Here is a 23,270-nt window from a genome sequence, read left to right as displayed (position 1 = left end):
AATTGAAGCGGTTCCTTTTATAATGAATTAGTCATTCAGCTTTAATACAGCCATGAACGCAGATTGTGGTACTTCTACTCTACCGATCTGCTTCATTTTCTTCTTACCTTCTTTCTGTTTTTCCAATAGCTTACGCTTTCTGGAAATATCCCCACCGTAACATTTTGCGGTAACGTCTTTTCTTAAGGCTTTGATGGTTTCTCTGGCAATAACCTTCGTTCCTAATGCTGCCTGAACAGCAATATCAAACTGTTGTCTAGGGATCAGCTCACGAAGTTTTTCACACATTCTTTTACCAATATAGTAAGCGTTACTGTCATGAATCAATGATGAAAGAGCATCTACCATATCACCGTTGATCAGGATATCCATTTTTACAAGCTTAGAAGCTCTGAATCCGATTGGGTGATAATCGAACGATGCATATCCTTTAGAGATTGATTTCAGCCTATCATAGAAGTCGAAAACAACCTCAGCCAAAGGCATATTGAAAATCAATTCTACTCTTTCTGATGTCAAATAACTTTGATTTACGATCTCTCCTCTTTTCTCAATACATAGAGTCATTACTGCACCAACGAAGTCAGATTTTGTAATGATAGAAGCTTTAATGAAAGGTTCCTCTACTCTATCCATCGTGGAAGGATCCATCATTTCAGATGGGTTGTTGATCAAAATCGGAACTTCAGGTTCTTTTTTAGTATATCCAAAATAAGAAACGTTCGGCACCGTTGTGATAACGTTCATATTAAACTCTCTATCAAGACGTTCCTGAACGATTTCCATGTGAAGCATTCCTAAGAATCCGCAACGGAAACCGAATCCAAGAGCTGCTGAACTTTCCGGTTCGAAAACCAAAGATGCATCATTCAGCCTTAATTTTTCAAGAGAGAATCTCAACTCTTCAAAATCTTCAGAATCAATAGGATAAATACCTGCAAATACCATTGGTTTTACCTCTTCAAATCCATCAATCGGACTGTCGGCAGGTTTGTCAAAAGAAGTGATTGTATCTCCCACTTTTACTTCACGGGCATCTTTAATCCCCGAAACAAGGTAACCTACATCTCCACACTGAATGGTTTTCTTTGGAACCTGTTTCAATTTCAATGTACCAACCTCATCTGCTCCATATTCTTTTCCTGTTGCAAAGAATTTAATCTTTTCATTTTTTGTGATGCTTCCGTTTACCACTTTGAAATAAGCCTCAATTCCTCTGAACGGGTTGTATACAGAGTCAAAGATCAACGCTTGAAGCGGACCGTCAGGATCTCCTACAGGCGCAGGAATTCTTTCTACGATCTGCTCCAATAGGTGGTGAACACCTTCCCCGGTTTTTCCTGAAACTCTTAGTACATCTTCATATTCACAGCCGATTAGATTCATTATCTCATCAGTTACCTCTTCAGGGTTTGCAGACGGAAGGTCAATTTTATTCAGAATCGGGATGATCGTTAAGTCATTTTCAAGAGCTAAATATAAATTACTGATCGTTTGTGCCTGAATACTTTGAGCCGCGTCTACAATAAGAAGCGCTCCTTCACAAGCTGCAATGGAACGTGATACTTCATAAGAGAAGTCTACGTGTCCCGGTGTATCAATCAGGTTTAGAATATATTTTTCTCCTTTATACTCATAATCCATTTGGATCGCGTGAGATTTAATAGTAATCCCACGTTCTTTCTCCAAATCCATATCATCAAGCGTCTGAGACTGTAGTTCTCTTTGGGTAACGGTATTTGTATACTCCAAAAGACGGTCTGCCAGGGTACTTTTACCGTGGTCGATATGAGCGATTATGCAAAAATTTCGTATGTTTTTCATTTAAGAATCTTGTAATTTGCAAAGATAAAAAAAAGCGAGAGATTATTGTCTTTCATAATCTTAATGTATGAATTTATTTAAAATACCTCTTATAATTTAGGATACATTAAGTATCGATTTTATTTTTTAATCAAAAATATACTTCCCTGTCAAAGAATCCAGATATACATTCGGCATCTCTGAAGTATCCGTATTACCAGGTCTTCTGGCTGGGGAACCGGAATCAATAGCAGCTCCGATAAGCGCACCTACAAGTCCTCCTGCCATAGCTCCAATCATTACACCGTTTCCGGCAGACGCATTTGCTCCGTAAAGCTCTCCTTTTGTTGCCACTACAAAAAATCCTTTATCATCTTTTGTCATTTCTAAATATCCTACAGGAGTTAGCTTGTAAGCCTTCCCTCCTTCTACATACCCAAATACATTTTCATTTGAAACAATTTCATCTCTGTATTTAACTCTTAAAACAAATCCTTTTTTATTCTTTTCTGTATAATATCCAAATTCCGGTTTCTGGGCATAAAACGATTTAAAATCTTTATATACTCCTTCTTTTAATTCTGTAGTATTATAAGCTTGAAAATTTTTATTAAGATAATTCTCATAATTCATTAAGTCGCTTTCAGGAATTGCCTCTCCTATCGGTAAACTTGTATAGGATTCTTTGATAAGACCTGAAATTGCACCTGAAATATTATTGGTTATATTTTTGGGCACATTGGGTGTAAATTTTGGCTCAGAAGTAAAAGTATTGTTAATTCGGTTTAGAAAATAATATTTATCATTTCTTTTAATAAAACTTGAAAGCTTGATTTGGGTTTTTCCAATGGAATTTTTTCCTTCCTGTTCTATATTTTTAACCTTAAGTTCTTCCAATAATATTACAATATCATTATTCCCTTTTGTTTTATTATCATCCAGGAACCAGTTTTCAATATGGTTTTTAAGGTCGTCATTGGCAAACTTGATATCAACCGTTTCCTTATTATAAATTATATTTCCTATTTCTTTATCCGGTCTGTTATCTATGAATATTAATGATTTTGTAGTTCCTTTTTTGTCTTTAATGTTTTGCTTAAGTTCTACTAACTCTGCTCTTTGAGCTGATAATGAAATACTCATCATCAGAAAGAAAAATATTTTTTTCATTGATTATTTTTTCGCAAAAATATACATTTAAAGCTATTATTAAAAAACAATGCTATGGACTTAAACAGAATGATTATTACTTTAATTTACCAAAACTTTCCGGTAAAATATACTCCCCAGTGAGTGCATCAATTCCTACTCTATAGTACTTTGCATTCTGCTTACGGGCATTTGAGGAAGCAACATCTATTACAGCACCTATTAAACCGCCTATTATACCAAAAGATACCGCTCCCGTAATCGCCATTGTATTATTCTGTGGAAATAACTCCTCTTCAGATGTCATTATAAAGAAACCATTATTATCTTTTTCAATTTCAATAATACTTGTTGGGATTTTTTTATAGGCAACTCCATTATCAACAACTGCAAAAACTTCTTTGTTTAAATTATCATATTCATCAACTCTTTTCACCCCTTTAATTACCCCATCTTTATTCTTTTTTATGATAAGCTCCTTATCGGGATTTTGTTCTGCAAATGATTTATAATCTCTATAAACACCATCTTTAAAAGACGCTAAACTAAAAATGGGCAACTGTTCAGATATTACCTTTTCATAATTTTCCATTTGCATCTCAGAAATTGGAATATTAAATTCTTTTATATCGTAAGAATCCTTTATAATACTAGATATTTCTGATGATATATTGGCGGCTATTGCCCTTGTAATATAAGCGTGATCTTTCAGATAATAATCTTTTGAAATTCTACTCTTTTTAAGAAAATAGTATTGATTATTTTTTTTAAGAAAAGTTGATGCCCGCATCTCCAAATGCCCTTTAACGGATCTTTCGGTTGGTAGATCTTCAACTTTTAGATACTCTAGCATAAAGAAATATTGATTATGTCCACCCTCTTTATTATATTCTATAAACCAGTCTGAAAATAACTTTTCAAGGTCATCTTTTTCAAATTTTACTTCATAAGGGTCTTTTCTGTGAGATACAATTCCTATAAACTTATCTTCTCTTCTGTCAAGTAAAGTAAGAGATTTAGCATAATGATTTTTATCCTTTATACTTTTTCTGAGTTCGATAAATTGATATTTTTGGGCAGAAATAAATAGGGGGAATAAAAGAAATAACAGTTTTATTTTCATAGTTGTTTTTTACAAAATTAAAAAATCTTATAAATAATTAAACGGCTCTCACAAAAAGATTTGTAAGAGCCGTCCAACATTAAAAAAATAAACTATTATGGGTTTTGTTTAGGTCCCGTAGCATTATTGTTTCCGTGAGGTTTTCTTTCATTCATTTTATCTCTCATCATACCCTCAGACTGAAACAGCTTCAGAACTTTCTGGCAGGGAATTACCTGCTGCATTTTTTCTGCGTATTTTTTTCTATTATCCAGAAGCTTCTGCCCTATTTCGAAGCTTTGCTGCAATTTAGCCTTCGCTTCATCGTCTGATAACGTTTCAGGATTAAAGCCTGGATCAAATTGACTTTTTATCTGCTTCTGGCTGTCAAGATATTCATTATAAAGCTGTGTAAATTCAGCTTTATCTCCTGGATCTACATTCAGATTATCCATAATCATATTATTCCTGAATTTCTTAAGCAGTTCTTTTCTTTCTTCAGGAGAAAGATTATTGATGACTTCCTTTCTTTGTTTAGGATCCATCTTTTTCCAGTCATAATCCGTTCTCTGTGCATTTAAGCCAAAGCCATAAATAATAAAAAACGTCAATATTATCTTTTTCATCTTTCTTTATTAATTATATAAATCCAAATAAACATCCTGAGTTGAGTTGCTTGCCAATTCTGCAATTTCAGAATTAGAAAACGAATCCAGATATTCATTCATCCGGTTTTCTTCTTTTTTCTTTACAGGTTTTACAACACTTTGAGGAACTATTTCCTTTTCACCGTCGTTATTATCTACGAAAGTATTTTTAGTGTTATTTTTCTGATTTACAAATGTTTGATTATTATTTTCAACAGAAGTTAAATCAGCCTTCAATGTTTCGTATGCAAGCTCTCCTTCTGTCTTAGGTACACCTTTATTGATTGCATATGTTTCTTTGGAATTCAATCCGTTTTGAACAGAATCATTATTGGAATTGAACACAAAAATTACTCCAAAGATCAGAGCTACCGATGCAGCCACGGCATACATCCAGTTTAATTTAAAGACAGGCGCAGGTGCTTTCACCTCTGTCTTTATATCATTCATAACCCTCTCCTGAATATTTTCAAACAAATTATCAGGGACTGTGTAAATGTTTTTACGTTCTAGTTTTTCAATATCGAACTCTTTCATCTTTGTTTGGTCAAAATTATCTTTCGTAATTTTCCTTAATATAATCTTCTATTTTCTGCTTGGCATAATGATAATTTGTTTTTAAGGTCCCTACCGACATATCTACAATTTTAGATATTTCTTCATAAGGCAAATCATCATAATACCGCATCATAAATACAAGTTTCTGCTTTTCCGGCAGGCTTTGTATAGCGTTCTGTAATAAAATCTGTACTTCCTCGGCATCTCCTTCCACATTATCAGCAACAAGGTTTTGCAGGTGATACTCCGGATCTTCATCCGTTTTTTGCATTTTCTTCAATTTGTTGACCTGCTGTAGTGCTTCGTTGGTAGCGATTCTGTACAGCCAGGTATACAACTGGCTATCATTTTTGAACTGATGAAAATTCTGATAAGCTTTAATAAAAGTTTCCTGCAAAGTATCCTGAGCAAGATCTCCGTCTACAATAATTCGTCGTATATGCCAGTACAATCTGCTTTGATAGGCATCCATCAAGGCACGAACACCTTTATCCTGTGTCCGTGGATTCTGCATCAACGAAATAATTTCCGCGTCCTTAATCTTCATAAGATGCCTTTCATTGTTTTGGATTACAAAAATAACTGAAAGTTAAATTAATTCTTCACTTTCAGCGTAAATATTTTAAATAATATGAGACACTTACGCAATAAACGTGCCTATACTGAAGTTTTGGGTTTCTGTATTTAGCTTCCTTTCCTTACTCGGCGTAAAATCTTATATTTGTTATATGCAAATTGTAATTATCGGTTCCGGAAATGTTGCGTATCACATCGCAAAAGCTTTCACATTGAAAGGCACTTCCCTAGCCCAGATTTTTGGCAGGAACGAAAAAGAATTAAGTAAAATTTCTGAAGAACTCAGCATTCCTTACTCCACAGATCATCTGGAAGACGCAGATTTATATATCATCTGTGTGAGTGATAATTCTGTAGAGGAAGTGTCTAAGATAATCACTAAAAAAGATTGTCTGGTAGCCCATACTTCGGGTTCTCTTCCCAAAGAAATTCTTAGTGGAGAATACAGAAAGGCAAGTTTTTATCCATTACAGACATTTTCGAAATCAAAGGAACTGAACTATGAAAAAATTCCTTTTTTTATTGAAACAGAAAATGAAAAGGACAAAAAGATACTCTTTGATCTCGCTTCCAATGTTTCTACGAATGTGATGGAAAGCACTCATGAAAAAAGAAAGTATATTCATGTGACGGCAGTTTTTGCTTGTAATTTTGTAAACCATCTTTTCTCAAAGGCAAAGGAGATATCTGATTCGCAGGAAATTCCTTTTGATTATTTTTTACCTCTGATTGATGAAACGGTTCAGAAAATTCATGAGATAGAGCCTAAGCTGGCACAGACCGGACCGGCAGTAAGAAATGACCTTAGGGTTTTACAATTACATGAGCAGCTGTTAAAAGACAAAGAAAGTCTTGAAATTTATAAGACAATGAATCATTCAATTCAAAAAATGTATGAGCTATAAAGAGAAATTAAAAGATATTAAAGCATTTGTATTTGATGTAGACGGAGTTTTCACAGACGGAAGTGTTTATCTGATGCCGGGAGGAAATATGTCCAGGGTAATGAATGTTCTGGACGGCTATGCAGTCGTTAAAGCATTAAAAAACAATTATCTGATCGGTGTTATTACCGGTGGGAATGATGAAATGGTAAAACATAGGATCAATTATCTTGGAATCCAGGATTATTATCCGAAATCTCACAATAAAATTGAGGATTTTGAAGATTTTAAAAAGAAGTATAATCTTAAGAATGAAGAAATTCTGACGATGGGTGATGATCTTCCTGATATTCATATTTTGGAAAATTCAGCAATTGCTACATGTCCAGAGAATGCAGTACCAGAAGTGAAAGGAATCTCAGATTATATTTCACCGAAAAAGGGTGGAAGCGGAGCTGTTCGTGATGTTATTGAGCAAGTAATGAAAGTACAGGGAAACTGGCATGATGATAACACTCAATCTATATAATCTGTAAAAATCATGAAATTACTTTTAGCTTCACAATCACCAAGGAGAAAAGAACTTCTTTCAAGCCTTGGTTTTGAATTTGACGTTGTAAAAATTGACTGCGAAGAAATTCTTCCTGAAAATATTAAAATAGAAGAGGCTGCTGCTTATTTATCTGAATTAAAAGCAGATGCGTTTAAAGATTTATCGGCTGATGAAGTGTTACTGACCGCTGATACAGTGGTTGCGATTGATGATCAGATTCTGGGAAAACCTAAGGATGAAACTGACGCTCAAAATATGCTTCGTAATCTTTCCGGGAGAACGCATCAGGTGTATACAGGAATTACTATTAAAACTGCTGATAAAATTATTACAGAAACAGATGTTGCAGATGTAACACTGGATGAGATCAGTGATGAAGAAATCCAGTATTATATTCAAAATTATAAGCCTTTCGATAAAGCTGGAAGCTACGGTATTCAGGAATGGCTCGGAATGGCGAAAATCACTAAGCTGACAGGAAGTTTTTATACCATAATGGGGCTTCCTACTCATATTGTTTATAAAATTCTGAAAGAAACTTCTTTAATTTAAGGAATTATGAAATTTCCTTATGCCAATTTAAATAGAAATAAAATATTTCTTCAGGAAATATAAATATTATTCATTATAAAATTTTATTATTTTTACAAAATCATCAAACTGCTGATAATAAAAAGCAGATTAGAGAGTTATATTGAATAATGAAAAAGAATATTTTATTCCTTTTAGTGATCTGTCTGATTGCTTCCTGTGCTACCAAAACAAAAAAGCCGGAACAGCGATCAAAGCTTCTGAAAGGGTTTTCCACATATTACAACACTCTTTTTAATGCAAAAGATGCGTTAAACAGTGAGTTTACAGCAAGAGATAAAGGACATAAGGATAATTTTTATGCTCCTTATATTTCTATTCTTACTTTTGAAGATCAGCCTTTAGGAAGTGATTTGGGACAATCTGCTGCTTTTGCTGAAAATTCTATGAAAATGGCTGAAGTAGTGAATAGACCGTCTTCCAGAAGTAACTCCGGAATTCCGAATATGCAGGGACCTTCAGGAAATAGTGAGGCTAATTCTGATGGCAATTCATCAGGTAAGGGAGCTACAACACTGGAAATAGCTGAAGCTAAGGCTCTAAAAGCAATTAATAAATATTCTGTAACCAGAAAAGGTGAGGAGAAAAACAAACAGATTTTTGACGCTTATATCATTCTTGTGCAATCAAGAATTTATCAGAATAAATCTTTGGAAGCTTTAGATGCGCTTAATTATGTTTTTACATACATGAAGGATGACAAAAGAGTTCCGCTGGCAAGGATATATCAGGGTGTTGCTTATGATAAGATCAAGGATTACCACAGAGCGCATGAAACTTTTGCTAAACTGAGAGGTGAAAAAATCAATAAGACCTATGCTAAGCTTTTAAGCATTTATTATGCTGAATCTCTTTTAGATGCGGGAAAAACTGAAGATGCAGCAAAGGAACTTGATCTGGCTTTTGAGTTGAATTCCAACAGGAAATTAAAGAGTAGAATTGCTTATCTGAGAGGTCAGGTGTATGAAAATTTAGGACAAAATGATAGAGCGAGAGAAAGTTATGCATCAGCTTATAAGTACTCTAATGATTTCGAATTTGAAGTAAAATCACAGATTGCCATTGCAAAAACCTTTAACGGAAAAGGTGATTACAACGGGGCAAAAAACTATCTGGAAGGTATCAGTAAAAAAGGAACTTATGGCTCCAGAAAGAATGAGTTCTACTATGCTTTAGGTTTAATGGCGAATAAGGCAGGAAAGAAAGATGAAGCACAGCAATTTTTCAAAAGGTCTTTATTTGAGAAAGTATCTGATCCTCAAATTCGTGGGTTAGCTTACTATGAAATAGGGAAGAGCTATCTTGAAAAAAATGATTACATCGGGGCAGGAAGTTATTATGATTCTGCACTAGCCGTAATGACATATCAGCCTTCAAAAATCTTATTACAGGATCAGTCTGCATACATTAAGAAGATCTCTAAAAATTATTATCTGATCAAAAAGAACGATAGTATTCTTTCACTAGCAAAGATGAATGACGGACAGAGACAGGATTTCTTTTCAAAATATATTGCTAAGCTAAAGATCAAGGAGGAAAAAGAAGAGCAGGAGAGAAGAAGGGCAGAAAGGAGCAAAGGTTTTGATACCGGTGATTATAATGCCAATTCAATTTTTGCAAAAAGCGGTAATGCATTCGAAGACTTTGGAGTGACTACAAAAGGGTTTTACTTCAGTAATACGGGTACCGTAAGCAAAGGAACAGCATCATTTAAGCAGATCTGGGGTGACAGAGCACTTTCAGATAACTGGCGTTTTTCCAAGAAAATGGCGTCGCTTGATGATATGAAAAATGAGGCTTTGGGAGTAACTTCGGCACCTAACCCAAGACGTTTTGAACCTGCCTTCTATATTGAGCAGATCCCTACAGATCAAGGAAAACTGTCACAGCTTAAAAAAGACAGAGATACAGCTTCTCTTGGTTTGGGTATTATGTATCAGAACTACTTTACCAATACTCCTTTGGCTACGAAAACTCTTTATGACCTGGTAGATGTAAAACCTGAAGAAAAAGTAATGCTACAGGCTCTGTATGAGATCTTTGCAATGAATTATGAAAAAAATCCTCAGGCATCAGAAAGAGCAAAACAGATTCTTATTACGGATTATCCTTATACTTCATATGCTGAATTTGCAAGAAATCCTAAAAACACTTCATTTGTAAAATCCTCAGAAGATGTAGAAAGCGAATACAAAAGAGCCTATGCACTATATGAATCGGAAAAATTTGCTGAAAGTAAAGCTGTTATTGACCAGGCACTTCAAAAATATCCAAAGGATGCATTAGTTCCTAAATTAAACCTTTTAAATGCCTTTAATACCGGAAAATCGAGTGGGAAAGAGGTAATGATCCTTCAGCTTGAGCAGATCGCCTTAAACTATGCTAAAACACCTGAAGGTATACGGGCAAAAGAAATGCTGAATTACCTGAAAAGTGATCTGAGCTTCCAGGCAACGGATAATAAAGGAAATCCTGTTATGCCTCAACCGGCTTCTCCAATTCAGTCTGCAAATCAAAATAATAATCAACCAGTGATGAATAATAATGGTATTCCTAAAAAAACCGGCAGTTTAAATAATAATCAAACTTTGGAAATGAACAAGCCCCAGAGTCCTATTAACAATGCGGGACAACAAATGGGAACAGGAATAGGACAAAAACCAAAATCAAATGTTCCGGAGGGTGGTCCGGGCGATTCTAAATAAAATAAAAAAGCGAAGAATAAATCTTCGCTTTTTTTATGTAATTATTTTTCAGTCAGAATCTTATGAACTCTTTTTCTTTACACCATGGAAATCCTTCAGATAAAAAGGTTCAAAATAAGCCATATCCTCAAAGTCTTTATTTTCTATTTTTTCAAGAGTCTTTGTAATCAGATATTGTGCAGAAGGGTAGATATCATCTCTAAACTCCGCATTGGGAAGGTTTAATATATCTTTTGCTTTCTTCGCGCCGTCACCTACAAAAATTACTTTTTTATCTTTAAAATCTTCAAAAGAAGTTTCATCAAGAATTTTGGCTTCAGTCGGTGATAGCTCTCTTCCCGTAGAACCGTCATAAACGGCTGTATAAACCTCCATTCTTCTTGCATCGATCAATGGAACTATCAAATCATAGTTAGCGCCTAAAAAAGGCTCTATCATGCTTTCAAGAGAATTTACGGCAATGAACGGAACTTTCAAACCATAACAGAACCCTTTTGCAGAGGCGGCACCAATTCTTAAACCGGTATAAGAACCTGGTCCTTTTCCTAAAGAAACCGCTTCAATGTCGCTAAGTAAAATTCCAGCACCTTCCAACGCCCATTCAACATAGGTATGAAGGCTTTCAGACTGCTTATAGTTTTCGGAAACTTCTTCACACAGACACAATAATTTTTCATTGTCTGATACGGCTACTGAACAGTTTTTAGAAGATGTTTCAAGATATAGGATTTTCATTTTCTTATTTTAAGCTAAACGTCAAAATTGCTAAAGGCAAAATCACTTTAATATTCTGCAAATTTACTCCATTATTTTGGACTATTTTCTATAAATCGTTCTTGGCTCAGCCTGGGCGCTCGGGTAGATGCACATATCCGCAATAGTAACATGTTTTGGGGCATTGATACAATATGCAATGGCATCTGCGATATCTTCCGCTTTCAAAGCCTCATAACCTGCATATACAGTGGCAGCCTTATCGCTGTCTCCTTTGAATCTTATCAAAGAGAAATCTGTTTCAACGGCTCCCGGCTGGATGTTTGTAACTTTGATCCCGAATTCAGTAAGCTCCAGCCTCATTCCTTCAGAAATCACATCTACAGCTTTTTTGGTGGCACAATATACCACGCCGTTTACATAGGTTTGTCTTGCAGCAACGGAACTGATATTTACAATATGACCTGAAGTTTTAGTTTTCATCGTTGGAATGATCATTTTGGAAACATACAAAAGTCCTTTTACATTTCCGTCTATCATAGAATCCCAGTCGTCTGTCTTACCCGATGAAAGAGGATCAAGCCCATGGGCATTACCGGCATTATTAATCAGAATATCAATATCTTTCCATTGCTCAGGGAGTGAATTTATTGCTGTTTCTACTTCTTCCAGATTCCTCACATCAAATATTAAACTAAAAACATCGGTATACCGAGATAATTCAGTCTTTAAAGTTTCCAGTATTTCACTTCTTCTTCCGCAAATAATGATTCTGTTACCTTGTTTTGCTAAAAGCTCTGCTGTAGATTTACCAATTCCGGAAGTAGCTCCTGTGATTAATATTGTCTTCATAAAATTGAATATTATTTTAAGATAACAATGTATCAGTCTAGCAGTATACCAATGTGTGATATTTATTGTTACATTGAGATTCCATTAGACTGATACATTATTTGGTATTATTTTTATGTGGTTAATTTGCATCCAATGCTTCGAAAGCATCGATAATGTGATCAATTATTAAATTCTTTTTTTCGTCTGGAAGAACTGATATAATATCAAATCTCACCTCATTATGACGGTTAAATTCTTCCAAATAATGATTAGCTGCAGAAACAATAGACTTAATCTTTGTTTTGGTTACAGCTTCCTGTGGCAGCATAAATGCATCGGTAGATCTGGCTTTTACCTCTACAATAATTATATAGTCATCTTTTTCAGCGATGATGTCTACTTCAGCCTTTTGAAACCGGAAGTTTCTGGACAATATTTTGTATCCGTTTTTCTGAAGATAATCGGCTGCGAGGTCTTCTGCTATTTTTCCAAAGTCGTTATGATTCGCCATATTATTCGCTTGAGTATAGGATAACCGAAGTATAGTATTACTTAAAAGTCGATCTTTACTTTATCTCCAATCTTTACCTTAGCTGTACCACCAATTAAAAGAGGTCTATTATCTTTGATATGCCCATTAGGAAAGCCGAATACTACCGGGAATTTATATTTTGAAATTCTTTCAGCAATCAATTTATAAGCAAATCCGTCAAAGCTTGATTCGTAATCTTTATTGTCTTTTTCATCACCCATATTCGTCATTCCACCAACAATCAGACCTTTGATTTTATTGAAAACGCCGGCAAGCTCCAGGCTCATAATCATTCGGTCAAGAGCATAGAAGTTTTCTCCGATATCTTCAATGAATAAAATTTTATCTTTAAAATCGAAAGAATATTTGGTTCCGAGTAGGGCATAAATAAGGGCTAAATTACCTCCAACCAGTTCTCCTTCAATATTCCCTCTTTTATTTAATTTGTGAGATTGTAAGCTATATTTAGGCGTTTTTCCTTTTAAAATATCAAAGATAAGATCATAGCTTTCTTCTGTAACTCCGAAACTGGAAGTTTTAATCGTCTGCCCATGAATGGAAGCAAATCCTTTTTTCAACAGATAGCTTTGTATAACTGTATTATCAGAATATCCTATGTACCATTTCGGATTTTCTATAAACTTTTTAAGGTTCAGATGCTGGATCAGGTGTTGGCAGCCGTAACCGCCCCTTGAAGCCCAGATTGCTCCAATTTCCTTATCATTTAAAGCCCAATTGATATCTTTTATTCTTTCCTTTTCTGTTCCGGCATAATTGTACCCGTTTGAAAATTTGGTGTAAAGATGTTCTCCTAAAACAGGCTCAAATCCTTTACTTTTTATTAGTTTTATTCCCTTCTCAAGCTGAGTTGAATCTACAGCTCCAGCTGGGGAAATAACGGCAATTTTAGCCCCTTTCTTCAGGGGTTTTGGAAAGATAATTTTTTTCATTTTGTTTTTTGGTATTTTACTTCTTTTTTCTCGGCTTCCTCCAGCTGTCTTTCAAACTGATTGAACTTTTTAAAGCTTTGTAGGAAAATAAAGAAACTGAATATAATAAGAATTACACCAACAACTCTTCTGATCTGGTTGGCTAATTTTTGAGTAAGTTTATCATGAAACTGTTTGGCAAGAAAAATCTTAGCAAGATCAATACAAAGGTAGGTGGCTATCACAATGCCTATGTATAAAATAAAGCTGCTGGTATCCGGGTATTGATTTCTTACGGAAATCACTGTTACCAACCAGAAAAGAATAACTCCAACATTTAAAAGATTAAAGAAAAAACCATTAAAAAAAGTCTTGATATAATTTTGACTAATGATCTTTTCTTCTCCAGGCAAATGCATCTTAGTCTTTGTGACCATCATTACAATCCCATAAATAAAAATCAGGATAGAAGTGATTCTGTAAAAACCCGGGTGTTTATCAATTAAAGTAACGATATCTGCACTGGCATAGTAAGCTGCTACAATACACAGTAAATCTGCAGTGATTACTCCAAGATCCAATGACAAAGCATGTTTTGGACCTCTGGAGAAACTTGTCTCAATTAACAGGAAAAATATAGGTCCTATAAAAACCAGACTCAACATGAATCCTAATATGACAGCAGATAGTACAAGTTCAAGCATTTAATAAGTTTTAAAATGAAATAAAATTCATTCCGTTTTATACAAAGTTATACTTTATGATTTAATTATTCAATAAAGATGTGATATATCAACTATATTTTAATAAGACTTTAAGGTGAGGTTTTTTTGAGGAAGCTTAGTAAGGGAATCGATGTATAGAAAGTAACAGAAATGATAAAGATGTTTTTTATCAGGTTTAAAATTTATAAAAACAAAGAGGTTATTCCAACTTGGGAACAACCTCTGTTTATCACGATGCTATTTTGTCTCTATTAATCAACAATCTTGAAATCTAATTGCTTTTGAATTAAATTAGCTTTCACTACTTTAATTTGAACCTGATCTCCCAATTGGTATTTATTACCATGTCTCACTCCATATACTGCGTGAGTTTTGGCATCATACATATAGGAATCATCCACAAGATCTCTTAATTTGATAAGACCTTCAGCTCCGTTTTCAGGAATTTCAACCCAGAAACCAAATTCTGCAACTCCTGAAATAACTCCTGTGAAAGTTTCTCCAAGATGTTTCTCCATAAATTTCACCTGCATATACTTGATGGAATCTCTTTCTGCATCCGCTGCCAGTCTTTCCATGGCACTGCAATGTTTTGCTTTCTCTTCAAGTTCTGGTCTGCTTGGAGATTTTCCTCCATCCAGATAATGCTGAAGAAGGCGGTGCGCAAGTAAATCCGGATAACGACGGATAGGAGAGGTAAAGTGACTGTAATAATCGAATCCAAGTCCGTAGTGACCTATTGGTTCTGTAGAATATACCGCCTTACTCATACTTCTCATCGCAAGAGTTTCAATCATATTTTCTTCTCCTTTTCCTTTTACATCATGAAGAAGCTTGTTCAGAGATTCTGCAACCTTTTTGGTATTCGCAAGATCCATTTTGTATCCAAAAGTAGAGACAAAATCTCTTAATGATTCTAATTTTGCAGGATCCGGATCATCGTGAACCCTGTAAATAAATGTATTATTAGTAATTTCTCCTTTTCTTGTCAATGATACAAATTCTGATACTTTTTTATTCGCTAAAAGCATAAATTCTTCGATCAGATGGTTGGAATCTTTACTGATTTTAAAATAAACCCCGATTGGCTCATTATTTTCATCCAAATTGAATCTTACTTCACTTCTGTCAAAGGTAATTGCACCTTTTCTGATACGATCATTACGCATAATCTTAGCTAACCTGTCGAGAACATTGATTTCCTCAGCCAAATCTCCTTCACCAGTTTCAATACGTTCCTGAGCTTCTTCGTAGGTAAACCTTCTGTCTGAATGAATCACTGTTCTTCCAAACCATTGTTTCTGAATTTCTGCCTGATCATTCAGTTCAAAAACAGCAGAGAAAGTATATTTATCTTCATGAGGACGAAGTGAACAAACATCATTACTCAATACTTCCGGAAGCATAGGCACAACTCTGTCTACCAAATACACTGAAGTTGCTCTCTGATAAGCTTCATCATCAAGGATTGTTTCCGGAACTACATAATGAGATACATCCGCAATGTGAACACCTATTTCCCAATTTCCGTTCTCCAATTTTCTCATGGATAAAGCATCATCAAAATCTTTCGCATCTTTAGGGTCAATGGTAAACGTACAAATTTTACGCATATCCCAGCGTTTTGCTACTTCTTCATCTGTGATTCTTCTATCTATTTTATCAGCATCTAATTCTACTTCCTGCGGAAACTCGTAAGGTAACCCATATTCGGCAAGAATAGAGTGGATCTCAGTTTCATGTTCGCCCGGAGCACCCAATACTTGTGTGATCTCTCCTTCAGGATTTTTATCCCCAGGTTTCCATTCCGTCATTTTTACAATTACCTTATCGCCATCCTCTGCATTATTGAATTTTGCCTTAGGTATAAAAATATCTGTATTGATTGATTTTTTATCACAAACCACAAACCCGAAATCCTTATGAGCAACCTTCTGAAATGTTCCTACAAACTCCGTTCTTGTTCTTTCCAAAACCTCTAAAACTGATCCTTCCAGCTTCTTTCCTTTATAATGATAAGTTATAATAAGAACCTTATCTCCCTGTAAAGCATCCTTTACATTTTTAGCATGAATGAAGATATCATCTTCCATTCCTTCCACACTTACATAAGCATTTCCGCTTTGGTTGAAATCAATAATTCCGGTAAGAGTTCCTGCAATTTTCAGGTTTACGATATACTTTCCTCTTTCTACTTCTTTGATCTTTTCAGATCCCTGAAGTTTATGCAGCGCCTGTATTACAAGTTCTCTTTGTCTCGGATTTTTGTAATCTATACCATCAGCAATCTGCTTATAATTATAAATTTTTGATGCATTTGCATTCATAAAGCGAAGGATCAATCTTCCGATTTCCATCAGCTTTAAATCATTTTTATGACTTATATATTTTCTTTTTTTTGGCATTTTAATGTTCTTTTAATTAAAAATAATCTTTCTTTTGAAGATTACAGTACTAGTTTTTTTAATCAAATATTATCTAAATATTAATAGATAATATTTATCTTTTTTCCGGATCCCATCCTTATATTATATATAGCTTTCAGTTTCTATATTAAAAATACTTCTATTAATTGGTAAATCTACGCATTAACATTCCATAGTTATTACTTATTTATATTTTGAAACTGAAATTTTATTCTATTCAATTTAGCTTATTTATTATTCTCAATTTTTTATCAGACTTAATGATATGAAAGTGACGATTTCAATACAACAAAATCCTATCCAAATCCTTATCGGACAAATAAGTTTTTATTGGAATTTTTCATGTATTATTCCTAGGCATCTTCCTTAACATTGAAATAAAAATAAAACAAGTATTTAATAAAACCAACAGTTCTTATTATTATTAAAATTTGGCATCACATTAAACTATATAATTAGTTTAAATCAATGAAACGTAAATTTTAGTTTAACTTATTTAATAAAAATATGGAGAAGAAAAGAAGGATACCTTTTGCTAATATTACGAATAATATCTAAAGGCTCTTGAGTAAAAGAGAGTGGTAATTTCTATTGGACACTGCAAATGTACGAATAAAAAATAAATAAGGTCTGCAATTGAAATTACAGACCTTAATATATTTAGCAAACAGCAATTTTATCAACTCTGTTCTGATGTCTTCCACCTTCGAATTCTGTTGAAAGAAATTTGTCAACAATTTCAATCGCCAGTTCTTTTGATATAAATCTTGCCGGCATTGAAATCATATTCGCATCATTATGTTGTCTTGCCAGTGTTGCAATCTCCGGCATCCAGCAAAGTGCACATCTGATCTTCTGATGTTTGTTCGCAGTAATCTGAACCCCATTTCCGCTTCCACAGATCAAAATTCCCAGCTCATTTTCTCCGTTTTCCACAGATGTTGCAGCAGGGTGAACAAAGTCTGGATAATCCACACTGTTTGTGGAAAACGTTCCAAAATCCTGAACTTCAAACTTTTCAGAAAGATAGTTCTTAACAATCTCCTTATATTCATAGCCTGCATGGTCCGCTGCGATAGCAATTTTTCTTTTCATAATACTCTTATTAAGCTTTTTTAGATTTTATTTCCTTACAAAGGTAAGAATAATAACAATTCGTGTTAGTAAACCGTGAGTTAATTGTGAAAAGGTATGTTAATAACTGTGGAAAACTTTTTTCAACTTTCTATTTTTCAACCTGAATTTATTTCGTAATAGAAAATCTTTCCGAAAGTTTATCCCACAACTTTCCAGATGTTTTCTTCAGCTATCCCCAGGCTTTTCCATAATAAAATAACTAATAATGGCTTATTCTCAAAGTTATCAACAATTGTGAATAAGTATGTGAATATGCAGGTTTACAGAGGTTTATATTGTGAGTTAAATATGAATTGAGTACCAGTTGAGTATTATAAACTTTAAGCTAAAAACTTATCCCCGTTACTAACAATACATAACAACAACTACATTATTCTTTTTTTTAAAGAGAGAAGAATTGTTGATTAATGGGTGATTGGGTTCGGGGAAAGTTTTTGAAAACTTTTATTTTATTCAATCTGTTGAAAAAGTTTAAAACCTTACATTTGTGAAACGAAAAATCAAAGAAATTTAGGGAATTGCCTCTGCCGGAATTTGATGAAAACCAAACCTGGCGGTCTGAGGATTTCTTAAAAATGTCAAAAAGTAAATCTAAATATCAAAATGAAAACAATCAACGACTTCAATTTTAAAGATAAGAAAGCTCTTGTAAGAGTTGACTTCAATGTTCCACAGGATGATCAATTAAAGGTGACAGACAATACGAGAATTGTTGCAGTGAAACCTACCGTTGAAAAAATCCTTAAGGATGGCGGTTCAGTTATTTTAATGACGCATCTAGGAAGACCAAAAGGAGAAGTTAAGGATGAATTTTCTCTGAAGCATATCCTTGGAGAGGTTTCCAATGTTTTAGGGCAAGAAGTGAAATTCGTTGATGAATGTATTGGAGAGAAAGCTGAAAAAGCTGCTGCAGAATTACAGCCAGGAGAAATTTTATTACTGGAAAATGTACGTTTTCACAACGAAGAGGAGAAAGGAGACGAAGCTTTTGCAGAGCAATTATCTAAATTAGGAGATGCTTACGTAAATGATGCATTCGGTACAGCGCACAGAGCTCATGCATCTACTGCTGTAATTGCTAAATTTTTTAATTCAACTAAATTCTTCGGTTTACTAATGGCTAAAGAGCTTCAGGCAATCGATAAAGTTTTGAAAAGTGGTGAGAAACCTATTACTGCAATCTTAGGTGGATCTAAAGTTTCAACGAAAATAACTATTATAGAAAACATTCTTCCAGCTGTAGATAATTTGATCATTGGTGGCGGTATGGCATTTACATTTATCAAGGCACTTGGAGGAAAAATTGGAAATTCATTAGTAGAAGAGGATAAGATTCCATTAGCTCTTGAGATTCTAGCTAAGGCTAAAGAACATAAAGTAAAAGTTTATCTTCCTTCAGACGCAATTATTGCTGAGAGTTTCAGTAATGATGTTGAAAGAAAAGAAGCAGATATCTACGAAATTCCGGAAGGATGGATGGGGCTTGATGCTGGTCACAAATCAAGAGATCAGTTTAATGATGTTTTATTAAATTCAAGAACAATTCTTTGGAACGGTCCTATCGGAGTTTTTGAAATGTCACATTTTGCAGGAGGTACTGTAGCGTTAGGTGAGAGCATTGCTGAAGCAACCAGACTTGGAGCATTTTCTTTAGTAGGTGGAGGAGACAGTGTGGCGTTCGTTAAGCAATTCGGATATGCTGACAAAGTAAGTTATGTTTCTACAGGAGGTGGAGCAATGCTTGAAAGTCTTGAGGGACTTGAGCTTCCTGGAGTAGCTGCTATCAATAATTAATAAAGAAAAGAATTCAATATTTTTAAGCCTGCTAATATTATTAGCAGGTTTTTTAATTTAGGTCAGATCAAAATTATTAATTATTTTAATCATTCATTTTATTTATAAATAATAAAAGTAGAATAATGGATTTAGTATTAGATAAAATTATTGAGAATGTAGCAGTTAAGGATATATTTTTCAATGGAGCTTATATTTATAATTTTGAAAAATAATGCTACTTTTAAAACTGTAGATTTCGAAAATATTATTTGGGAGAATCCTTCTATTAAAGGGAATATTATTTCGAATGGAAATAACTGTATTTTAAGCATTGAAGATGATCGTACCTTATTTATAGACGACATAAATGGTGAAATTCTTGCTATAGAAGAGTTCCAGGCTTATGAAGTTCAGTTTGATTCTCATATTGAGAAGGATTATATTTTTGGATATATAAATACAAACTTTAAAGGTGATGATTTTTGTATGGATATAGGCTATTTTTCACCCTCAGAAGACGAATTTATTATTCTTAAGGAGCAGTATGATAATGGCAGAATTATCTGGGCTTCAAAAGATCAAATCATATTTCTAAAGAGAAATACAATAGAATTTTTAGATTTTAAATTCAATAAAATATGGGATTTATCTTTTGATAAATTATACATTCAAGAAGTTACAGATTGTTTTGATTATCAGGATTATATTTTTATTATTGCTAACGAGGGTAAAGTTATAAAGATTGACAAAAATTCCGGGAAAATCTTAAGATCATTTCAAAATGAAGAAATGGGAGATTTTTATAATAATTATTTTATCAATGATGAAGGTATTATTCTGTTTCTTGGTAACGGTTCTTATATGGAAATTTCTTCAACCGATTTTACAATCTTGTATAGAATAGACTTTTCCGAAGAGCATATCTTTATTAAGAAATGCTTCTTTTCAAAAGGAAATAATAGCATTTATTTCTTCGGTAAATTTGGAGATAATGCTTCAAATCTTATTGGAAGTTTTGATTTAAAATCACGATCGTTTAATTGGAAGTATAAGTTGGAAAAAGATATTGAAAATAATTATTTTTTTAGCAGCCCTAAAGTAATTGGTGACTATATTGTTGCAATTGATGGATTAAAAAATCTATACGTTTTCAAGAAAAACTAATTTTAGGTACAAGTCCTGAGATTGAAATTTATCAAAGGTTTTATAATTTTTAGATATAACTTATGGTTATATCTGTTCTTTTCCAATTACTTACAATATTTTAAATTTTGTTATATAAATTGTGTACTTATTTTATAAAATATTTCTTGCTTTTTTTAGACTTAATTAGACTCTGGTTAGTCTCCTCTGACATCAATTTTAGTATTCAATTTTAGTTAAATTTTCACATTTGATGCCTGTCTTTAGGGTAAGAAATTAGAGTAAAAAATGGTTGTTATTTTTGGATATGGTAGTTGCTGTATGGTGTGTATTAAAACAAAGAACTCATAAAATTTTATAGTTTCTTGCATTAGTTAGAAAGTACTAATGGAGTTCAGTAGGATTAAATGTGTCCAGACAATTTTTTACTTAATCTTTTTGAAATTTAGAAAAATCTCTATCAATACTAATTAAGATTTTAAAAATAACAAATGGATATCTTTCTAATATTTTATAATTTTTGTTTTACATTTTATCCGAATGATATTCTTTACAATAGATCATATAATTTTGGAAACTAATATTTCATTGTTATAAAAGTATATTTTGTTTATTTCATGTTGTTATTTAGGCTTTGTAATTACTTGTATATTAGTATTTAAACTAATTTTTATTTATTTAATTTTATTGCTTTAACCTTATTGATTTATTTTTTTATTTAAAAATTGTGCTAAGGTCTGTTTTGGTTAAATTACTTATTGATTTTCAGTAAACTAAGTATGTTTTATATGTGATATCTTCTTGGAATTTTGATTTTAAAGAAAAAGAATGGTTTCAATATTTTGACTAGCTGAAGAAGATTATCTGAAAAAGTTTTATTTTCCTATAATAAAAGTTGATTATTCTAATTTATACTTATCAATAACATACTTTAGAATTTTGATAGAAATGAATTTTTCAATTTATAGAGCCAGTGTGGATCTTGACTGGACACGTTTTACTTTTCGGCTTCCTTTTTTTTCATGTTAATTATCTTGAATTAATTTTTTTAAATCTTCTGAAAATTGGAACGCAGAAATATATTAAAAATCGAAAAACTTTAAAATAGTATGTATTTGTATGTAAAATGAAATTAAGGCTTTAAATGCTATGTTTATGAGATAATTTTTATTTTATTTCTTCAACTTTCGCTGTCGTTTTCCATTTTTTGTGATTTTAAATCAGATGGGGTAGGGGAGAAAGAAATTTATTTTTTGATACTAGAAATTGTAGAGCAGTATCATAATTTCTGTAGTACGAAATCATTGTTGATTATTTGCTTTTTCTTTATCGATAAAAAATCGATTCATTTTTAGGTCAATTAGGAATTTATAATAAATGTTGTTTTTATATTTTATTGAATTTAATCCAATCCAATCAATTTTCTTCAGTAATCTAAATCCAGGATTTTATGAAATTTTATTTTCTTGTTTTTTTAGGAAATTCAAATTTCAAATATTGGTTTTGTATACAAATAAAAAACTCAGAGTGAAATTCCCTGAGTTTTTAAACTTTTTAGTTGAAAATGCTGAAAATTGACCTTCAGAAATAGGTCAAAAATCGATTCTCTATCTTTTTTCGATAATATATATCAAACTTGAAAATTCGTTCGAAAAAAGGGCTTTTATGTTCGAAATCGTTCCAAAGATTGTTGCTTTTAGCCAAAATAGTGGTGATTTCTTATATTTTTCGCTCAACATGGAGATGTAGTAGGAGTCAAGGACCAAAGGTTTGATTTTTCTCATTTTCCAATCTGATTTTCTTGAAATCAAATTTTCCATTCCATTTTTTGAAAAATGATAGATGTGTCTTGGTACATCATATGCCGCCCAATATTCTTTATAATGTTTTGCATCATAAGAAGTAGGGTTGGGAACAGCGATGATAAGAAGCCCTTTATCTTTTAATTTTGAATTAAAAATATTTAACATCTCATCCTGGTTTTCGATATGTTCAAATACATGCCATAAGGTAATTGCATCTAAACTCTTATCTTCAATTTTTTGAATATCATCCAGGATTTTTGCTTTTATAATTTTTCCTTGTGCTGCTTTTCTGGCATCTGCATCCGGTTCGAAACCGAAAGTTTCAAAATCATTTTCTATAAACTTTACAAATTCTCCGGCACCACATCCATAATCCAATACTTTAGATCCTTTTTGAATTCTATCAACGAGGATATTCTTTTTGTACTGCAGATTAAATGATTGAAGAAATTTATATAATTTTTCTTTAATACTTCCAGAATCCTGGTGATGGGAAATGTAATCTTCGCTTTCGTAATATTTAGAAATATTAGATGGAATAGGGGTTGTTTTATATACTCCTTTTGTTGCTGTTTCTTTAATTTCAAATATTTCCTGTGAAAGAAAATGATCTTTTATTTTCATTGAAGTTAATATCTGTTATATTAAAAAAATTAAGATATTCATAAACTTTTATAAGCT

At 33.0% G+C, this 23,270-nt stretch carries 20 protein-coding genes; 6 read left to right on the top strand and 14 right to left on the bottom strand.

The annotated features are described in order from the left end of the window. Positions 1–27: 27 nt before the first annotated feature. From lepA to AC5YGG_RS02635, 6 genes are all read right to left on the bottom strand, one after another. Positions 28–1,824 carry a translation elongation factor 4 gene (gene lepA, locus AC5YGG_RS02660; RefSeq protein WP_496142861.1) on the bottom strand — a complete coding sequence of 599 codons (1,797 nt, stop codon included), beginning with the start codon at positions 1,822–1,824 and terminating at the stop codon, positions 28–30. Positions 1,825–1,950: 126 nt separating this feature from the next. Next, positions 1,951–2,973 carry a hypothetical protein gene (locus AC5YGG_RS02655; RefSeq protein ID WP_496142860.1) on the bottom strand — a complete coding sequence of 341 codons (1,023 nt, stop codon included), beginning with the start codon at positions 2,971–2,973 and terminating at the stop codon, positions 1,951–1,953. A gap of 76 nt (positions 2,974–3,049) precedes the next feature. Next, positions 3,050–4,075: a hypothetical protein gene (locus AC5YGG_RS02650; protein ID WP_496142859.1), complete on the bottom strand. Its 1,026-nt coding sequence runs from the start codon at positions 4,073–4,075 to the stop codon at positions 3,050–3,052. A gap of 95 nt (positions 4,076–4,170) precedes the next feature. After that, positions 4,171–4,680: a hypothetical protein gene (locus AC5YGG_RS02645; RefSeq protein ID WP_496142857.1), complete on the bottom strand. Its 510-nt coding sequence runs from the start codon at positions 4,678–4,680 to the stop codon at positions 4,171–4,173. 9 nt (positions 4,681–4,689) lie between these two features. Further along, positions 4,690–5,238, bottom strand: a complete 549-nt coding sequence (locus AC5YGG_RS02640) for a hypothetical protein (protein ID WP_496142856.1) — start codon at positions 5,236–5,238, stop codon at positions 4,690–4,692. A 16-nt stretch (positions 5,239–5,254) separates the two neighbouring features. After that, positions 5,255–5,806: an RNA polymerase sigma factor gene (locus AC5YGG_RS02635; protein ID WP_496142855.1), complete on the bottom strand. Its 552-nt coding sequence runs from the start codon at positions 5,804–5,806 to the stop codon at positions 5,255–5,257. A 181-nt stretch (positions 5,807–5,987) separates the two neighbouring features. Here AC5YGG_RS02635 and AC5YGG_RS02630 point away from each other — a divergent pair, with 181 nt between their 5' ends. The 4 genes from AC5YGG_RS02630 to porW all read left to right on the top strand — a co-directional run bounded on the left by AC5YGG_RS02630 (position 5,988) and on the right by porW (position 10,568). Then, entirely contained in the window at positions 5,988–6,740 is a 753-nt protein-coding gene (locus AC5YGG_RS02630; protein ID WP_496142854.1) for a Rossmann-like and DUF2520 domain-containing protein, read from the top strand. After that, the gene (locus AC5YGG_RS02625) at positions 6,730–7,248 is read left to right on the top strand and encodes a KdsC family phosphatase (RefSeq protein WP_496142852.1); all 519 of its coding nucleotides are present in this window, start codon (positions 6,730–6,732) and stop codon (positions 7,246–7,248) included. The genes AC5YGG_RS02630 and AC5YGG_RS02625 overlap by 11 nt, the downstream gene beginning before the upstream one ends. A gap of 12 nt (positions 7,249–7,260) precedes the next feature. After that, positions 7,261–7,824 carry a Maf family protein gene (locus AC5YGG_RS02620; RefSeq protein ID WP_496142851.1) on the top strand — a complete coding sequence of 188 codons (564 nt, stop codon included), beginning with the start codon at positions 7,261–7,263 and terminating at the stop codon, positions 7,822–7,824. A gap of 149 nt (positions 7,825–7,973) precedes the next feature. Then, complete coding sequence (gene porW, locus AC5YGG_RS02615) at positions 7,974–10,568, top strand: type IX secretion system periplasmic lipoprotein PorW/SprE (RefSeq protein ID WP_496142850.1); 2,595 nt, start codon at positions 7,974–7,976, stop codon at positions 10,566–10,568. A gap of 60 nt (positions 10,569–10,628) precedes the next feature. Here the strand turns inward: porW and tsaB are convergent, their stop codons facing one another. The 7 genes from tsaB to rpiB all read right to left on the bottom strand — a co-directional run bounded on the left by tsaB (position 10,629) and on the right by rpiB (position 17,823). Further along, a complete protein-coding gene (gene tsaB, locus AC5YGG_RS02610; protein WP_496142849.1) occupies positions 10,629–11,303 on the bottom strand; it encodes a tRNA (adenosine(37)-N6)-threonylcarbamoyltransferase complex dimerization subunit type 1 TsaB in 675 nt (224 codons plus the stop codon). A gap of 81 nt (positions 11,304–11,384) precedes the next feature. After that, a complete protein-coding gene (locus AC5YGG_RS02605) occupies positions 11,385–12,134 on the bottom strand; it encodes an SDR family NAD(P)-dependent oxidoreductase (protein ID WP_496142848.1) in 750 nt (249 codons plus the stop codon). A 121-nt stretch (positions 12,135–12,255) separates the two neighbouring features. Then, a complete protein-coding gene (locus AC5YGG_RS02600; RefSeq protein WP_496142847.1) occupies positions 12,256–12,627 on the bottom strand; it encodes a YraN family protein in 372 nt (123 codons plus the stop codon). A 41-nt stretch (positions 12,628–12,668) separates the two neighbouring features. Further along, positions 12,669–13,598 (bottom strand): S66 peptidase family protein, encoded by a 930-nt coding sequence (locus AC5YGG_RS02595; protein WP_496142846.1) that lies wholly within the window; start codon positions 13,596–13,598, stop codon positions 12,669–12,671. Then, the gene (locus tag AC5YGG_RS02590; protein WP_496142845.1) at positions 13,595–14,281 is read right to left on the bottom strand and encodes a LysE family translocator; all 687 of its coding nucleotides are present in this window, start codon (positions 14,279–14,281) and stop codon (positions 13,595–13,597) included. The genes AC5YGG_RS02595 and AC5YGG_RS02590 overlap by 4 nt, the downstream gene beginning before the upstream one ends. A 272-nt stretch (positions 14,282–14,553) precedes the next feature. Beyond that, complete coding sequence (rnr, locus tag AC5YGG_RS02585; protein ID WP_496142843.1) at positions 14,554–16,707, bottom strand: ribonuclease R; 2,154 nt, start codon at positions 16,705–16,707, stop codon at positions 14,554–14,556. Positions 16,708–17,388: 681 nt separating this feature from the next. Next, positions 17,389–17,823, bottom strand: coding sequence for a ribose 5-phosphate isomerase B (rpiB, locus tag AC5YGG_RS02580; protein ID WP_066695165.1), 435 nt, complete (start codon positions 17,821–17,823; stop codon positions 17,389–17,391). Positions 17,824–18,468: 645 nt separating this feature from the next. On the opposite strand from rpiB, the gene AC5YGG_RS02575 reads away from it, so the two are divergent. Further along, entirely contained in the window at positions 18,469–19,659 is a 1,191-nt protein-coding gene (locus AC5YGG_RS02575) for a phosphoglycerate kinase (RefSeq protein WP_496142842.1), read from the top strand. Between the two features lie 183 nt (positions 19,660–19,842). Continuing rightward, positions 19,843–20,805, top strand: a complete 963-nt coding sequence (locus tag AC5YGG_RS02570; RefSeq protein WP_496142841.1) for a hypothetical protein — start codon at positions 19,843–19,845, stop codon at positions 20,803–20,805. 1,586 nt (positions 20,806–22,391) lie between these two features. On the opposite strand, the gene AC5YGG_RS02565 is transcribed toward AC5YGG_RS02570, so the two are convergent. Then, on the bottom strand, positions 22,392–23,213 hold the full coding sequence (locus AC5YGG_RS02565) for a class I SAM-dependent methyltransferase (protein WP_496142840.1): 822 nt from the start codon (positions 23,211–23,213) through the stop codon (positions 22,392–22,394). Between the last annotated feature and the right edge of the window lie 57 nt (positions 23,214–23,270).

Source organism: Chryseobacterium sp. CS2K3 (assembly GCF_059515185.1).
The sequence above is the reverse complement of the archived record's forward strand: the minus strand, read 5'-3'. Positions and strand labels throughout refer to the sequence as shown.

Bases quoted from the DNA above. Each gene is read 5' to 3' on its own strand.
- lepA (WP_496142861.1), bottom strand. From the start codon at position 1,824: ATGAAAAACATACGAAATTTTTGCATAATCGCTCATATCGACCACGGT.
- AC5YGG_RS02655 (WP_496142860.1), bottom strand. From the start codon at position 2,973: ATGAAAAAAATATTTTTCTTTCTGATGATGAGTATTTCATTATCAGCT.
- AC5YGG_RS02650 (WP_496142859.1), bottom strand. From the start codon at position 4,075: ATGAAAATAAAACTGTTATTTCTTTTATTCCCCCTATTTATTTCTGCC.
- AC5YGG_RS02645 (WP_496142857.1), bottom strand. From the start codon at position 4,680: ATGAAAAAGATAATATTGACGTTTTTTATTATTTATGGCTTTGGCTTA.
- AC5YGG_RS02640 (WP_496142856.1), bottom strand. From the start codon at position 5,238: ATGAAAGAGTTCGATATTGAAAAACTAGAACGTAAAAACATTTACACA.
- AC5YGG_RS02635 (WP_496142855.1), bottom strand. From the start codon at position 5,806: ATGAAGATTAAGGACGCGGAAATTATTTCGTTGATGCAGAATCCACGG.
- AC5YGG_RS02630 (WP_496142854.1), top strand. From the start codon at position 5,988: ATGCAAATTGTAATTATCGGTTCCGGAAATGTTGCGTATCACATCGCA.
- AC5YGG_RS02625 (WP_496142852.1), top strand. From the start codon at position 6,730: ATGAGCTATAAAGAGAAATTAAAAGATATTAAAGCATTTGTATTTGAT.
- AC5YGG_RS02620 (WP_496142851.1), top strand. From the start codon at position 7,261: ATGAAATTACTTTTAGCTTCACAATCACCAAGGAGAAAAGAACTTCTT.
- porW (WP_496142850.1), top strand. From the start codon at position 7,974: ATGAAAAAGAATATTTTATTCCTTTTAGTGATCTGTCTGATTGCTTCC.
- tsaB (WP_496142849.1), bottom strand. From the start codon at position 11,303: ATGAAAATCCTATATCTTGAAACATCTTCTAAAAACTGTTCAGTAGCC.
- AC5YGG_RS02605 (WP_496142848.1), bottom strand. From the start codon at position 12,134: ATGAAGACAATATTAATCACAGGAGCTACTTCCGGAATTGGTAAATCT.
- AC5YGG_RS02600 (WP_496142847.1), bottom strand. From the start codon at position 12,627: ATGGCGAATCATAACGACTTTGGAAAAATAGCAGAAGACCTCGCAGCC.
- AC5YGG_RS02595 (WP_496142846.1), bottom strand. From the start codon at position 13,598: ATGAAAAAAATTATCTTTCCAAAACCCCTGAAGAAAGGGGCTAAAATT.
- AC5YGG_RS02590 (WP_496142845.1), bottom strand. From the start codon at position 14,281: ATGCTTGAACTTGTACTATCTGCTGTCATATTAGGATTCATGTTGAGT.
- rnr (WP_496142843.1), bottom strand. From the start codon at position 16,707: ATGCCAAAAAAAAGAAAATATATAAGTCATAAAAATGATTTAAAGCTG.
- rpiB (WP_066695165.1), bottom strand. From the start codon at position 17,823: ATGAAAAGAAAAATTGCTATCGCAGCGGACCATGCAGGCTATGAATAT.
- AC5YGG_RS02575 (WP_496142842.1), top strand. From the start codon at position 18,469: ATGAAAACAATCAACGACTTCAATTTTAAAGATAAGAAAGCTCTTGTA.
- AC5YGG_RS02570 (WP_496142841.1), top strand. From the start codon at position 19,843: ATGGAGCTTATATTTATAATTTTGAAAAATAATGCTACTTTTAAAACT.
- AC5YGG_RS02565 (WP_496142840.1), bottom strand. From the start codon at position 23,213: ATGAAAATAAAAGATCATTTTCTTTCACAGGAAATATTTGAAATTAAA.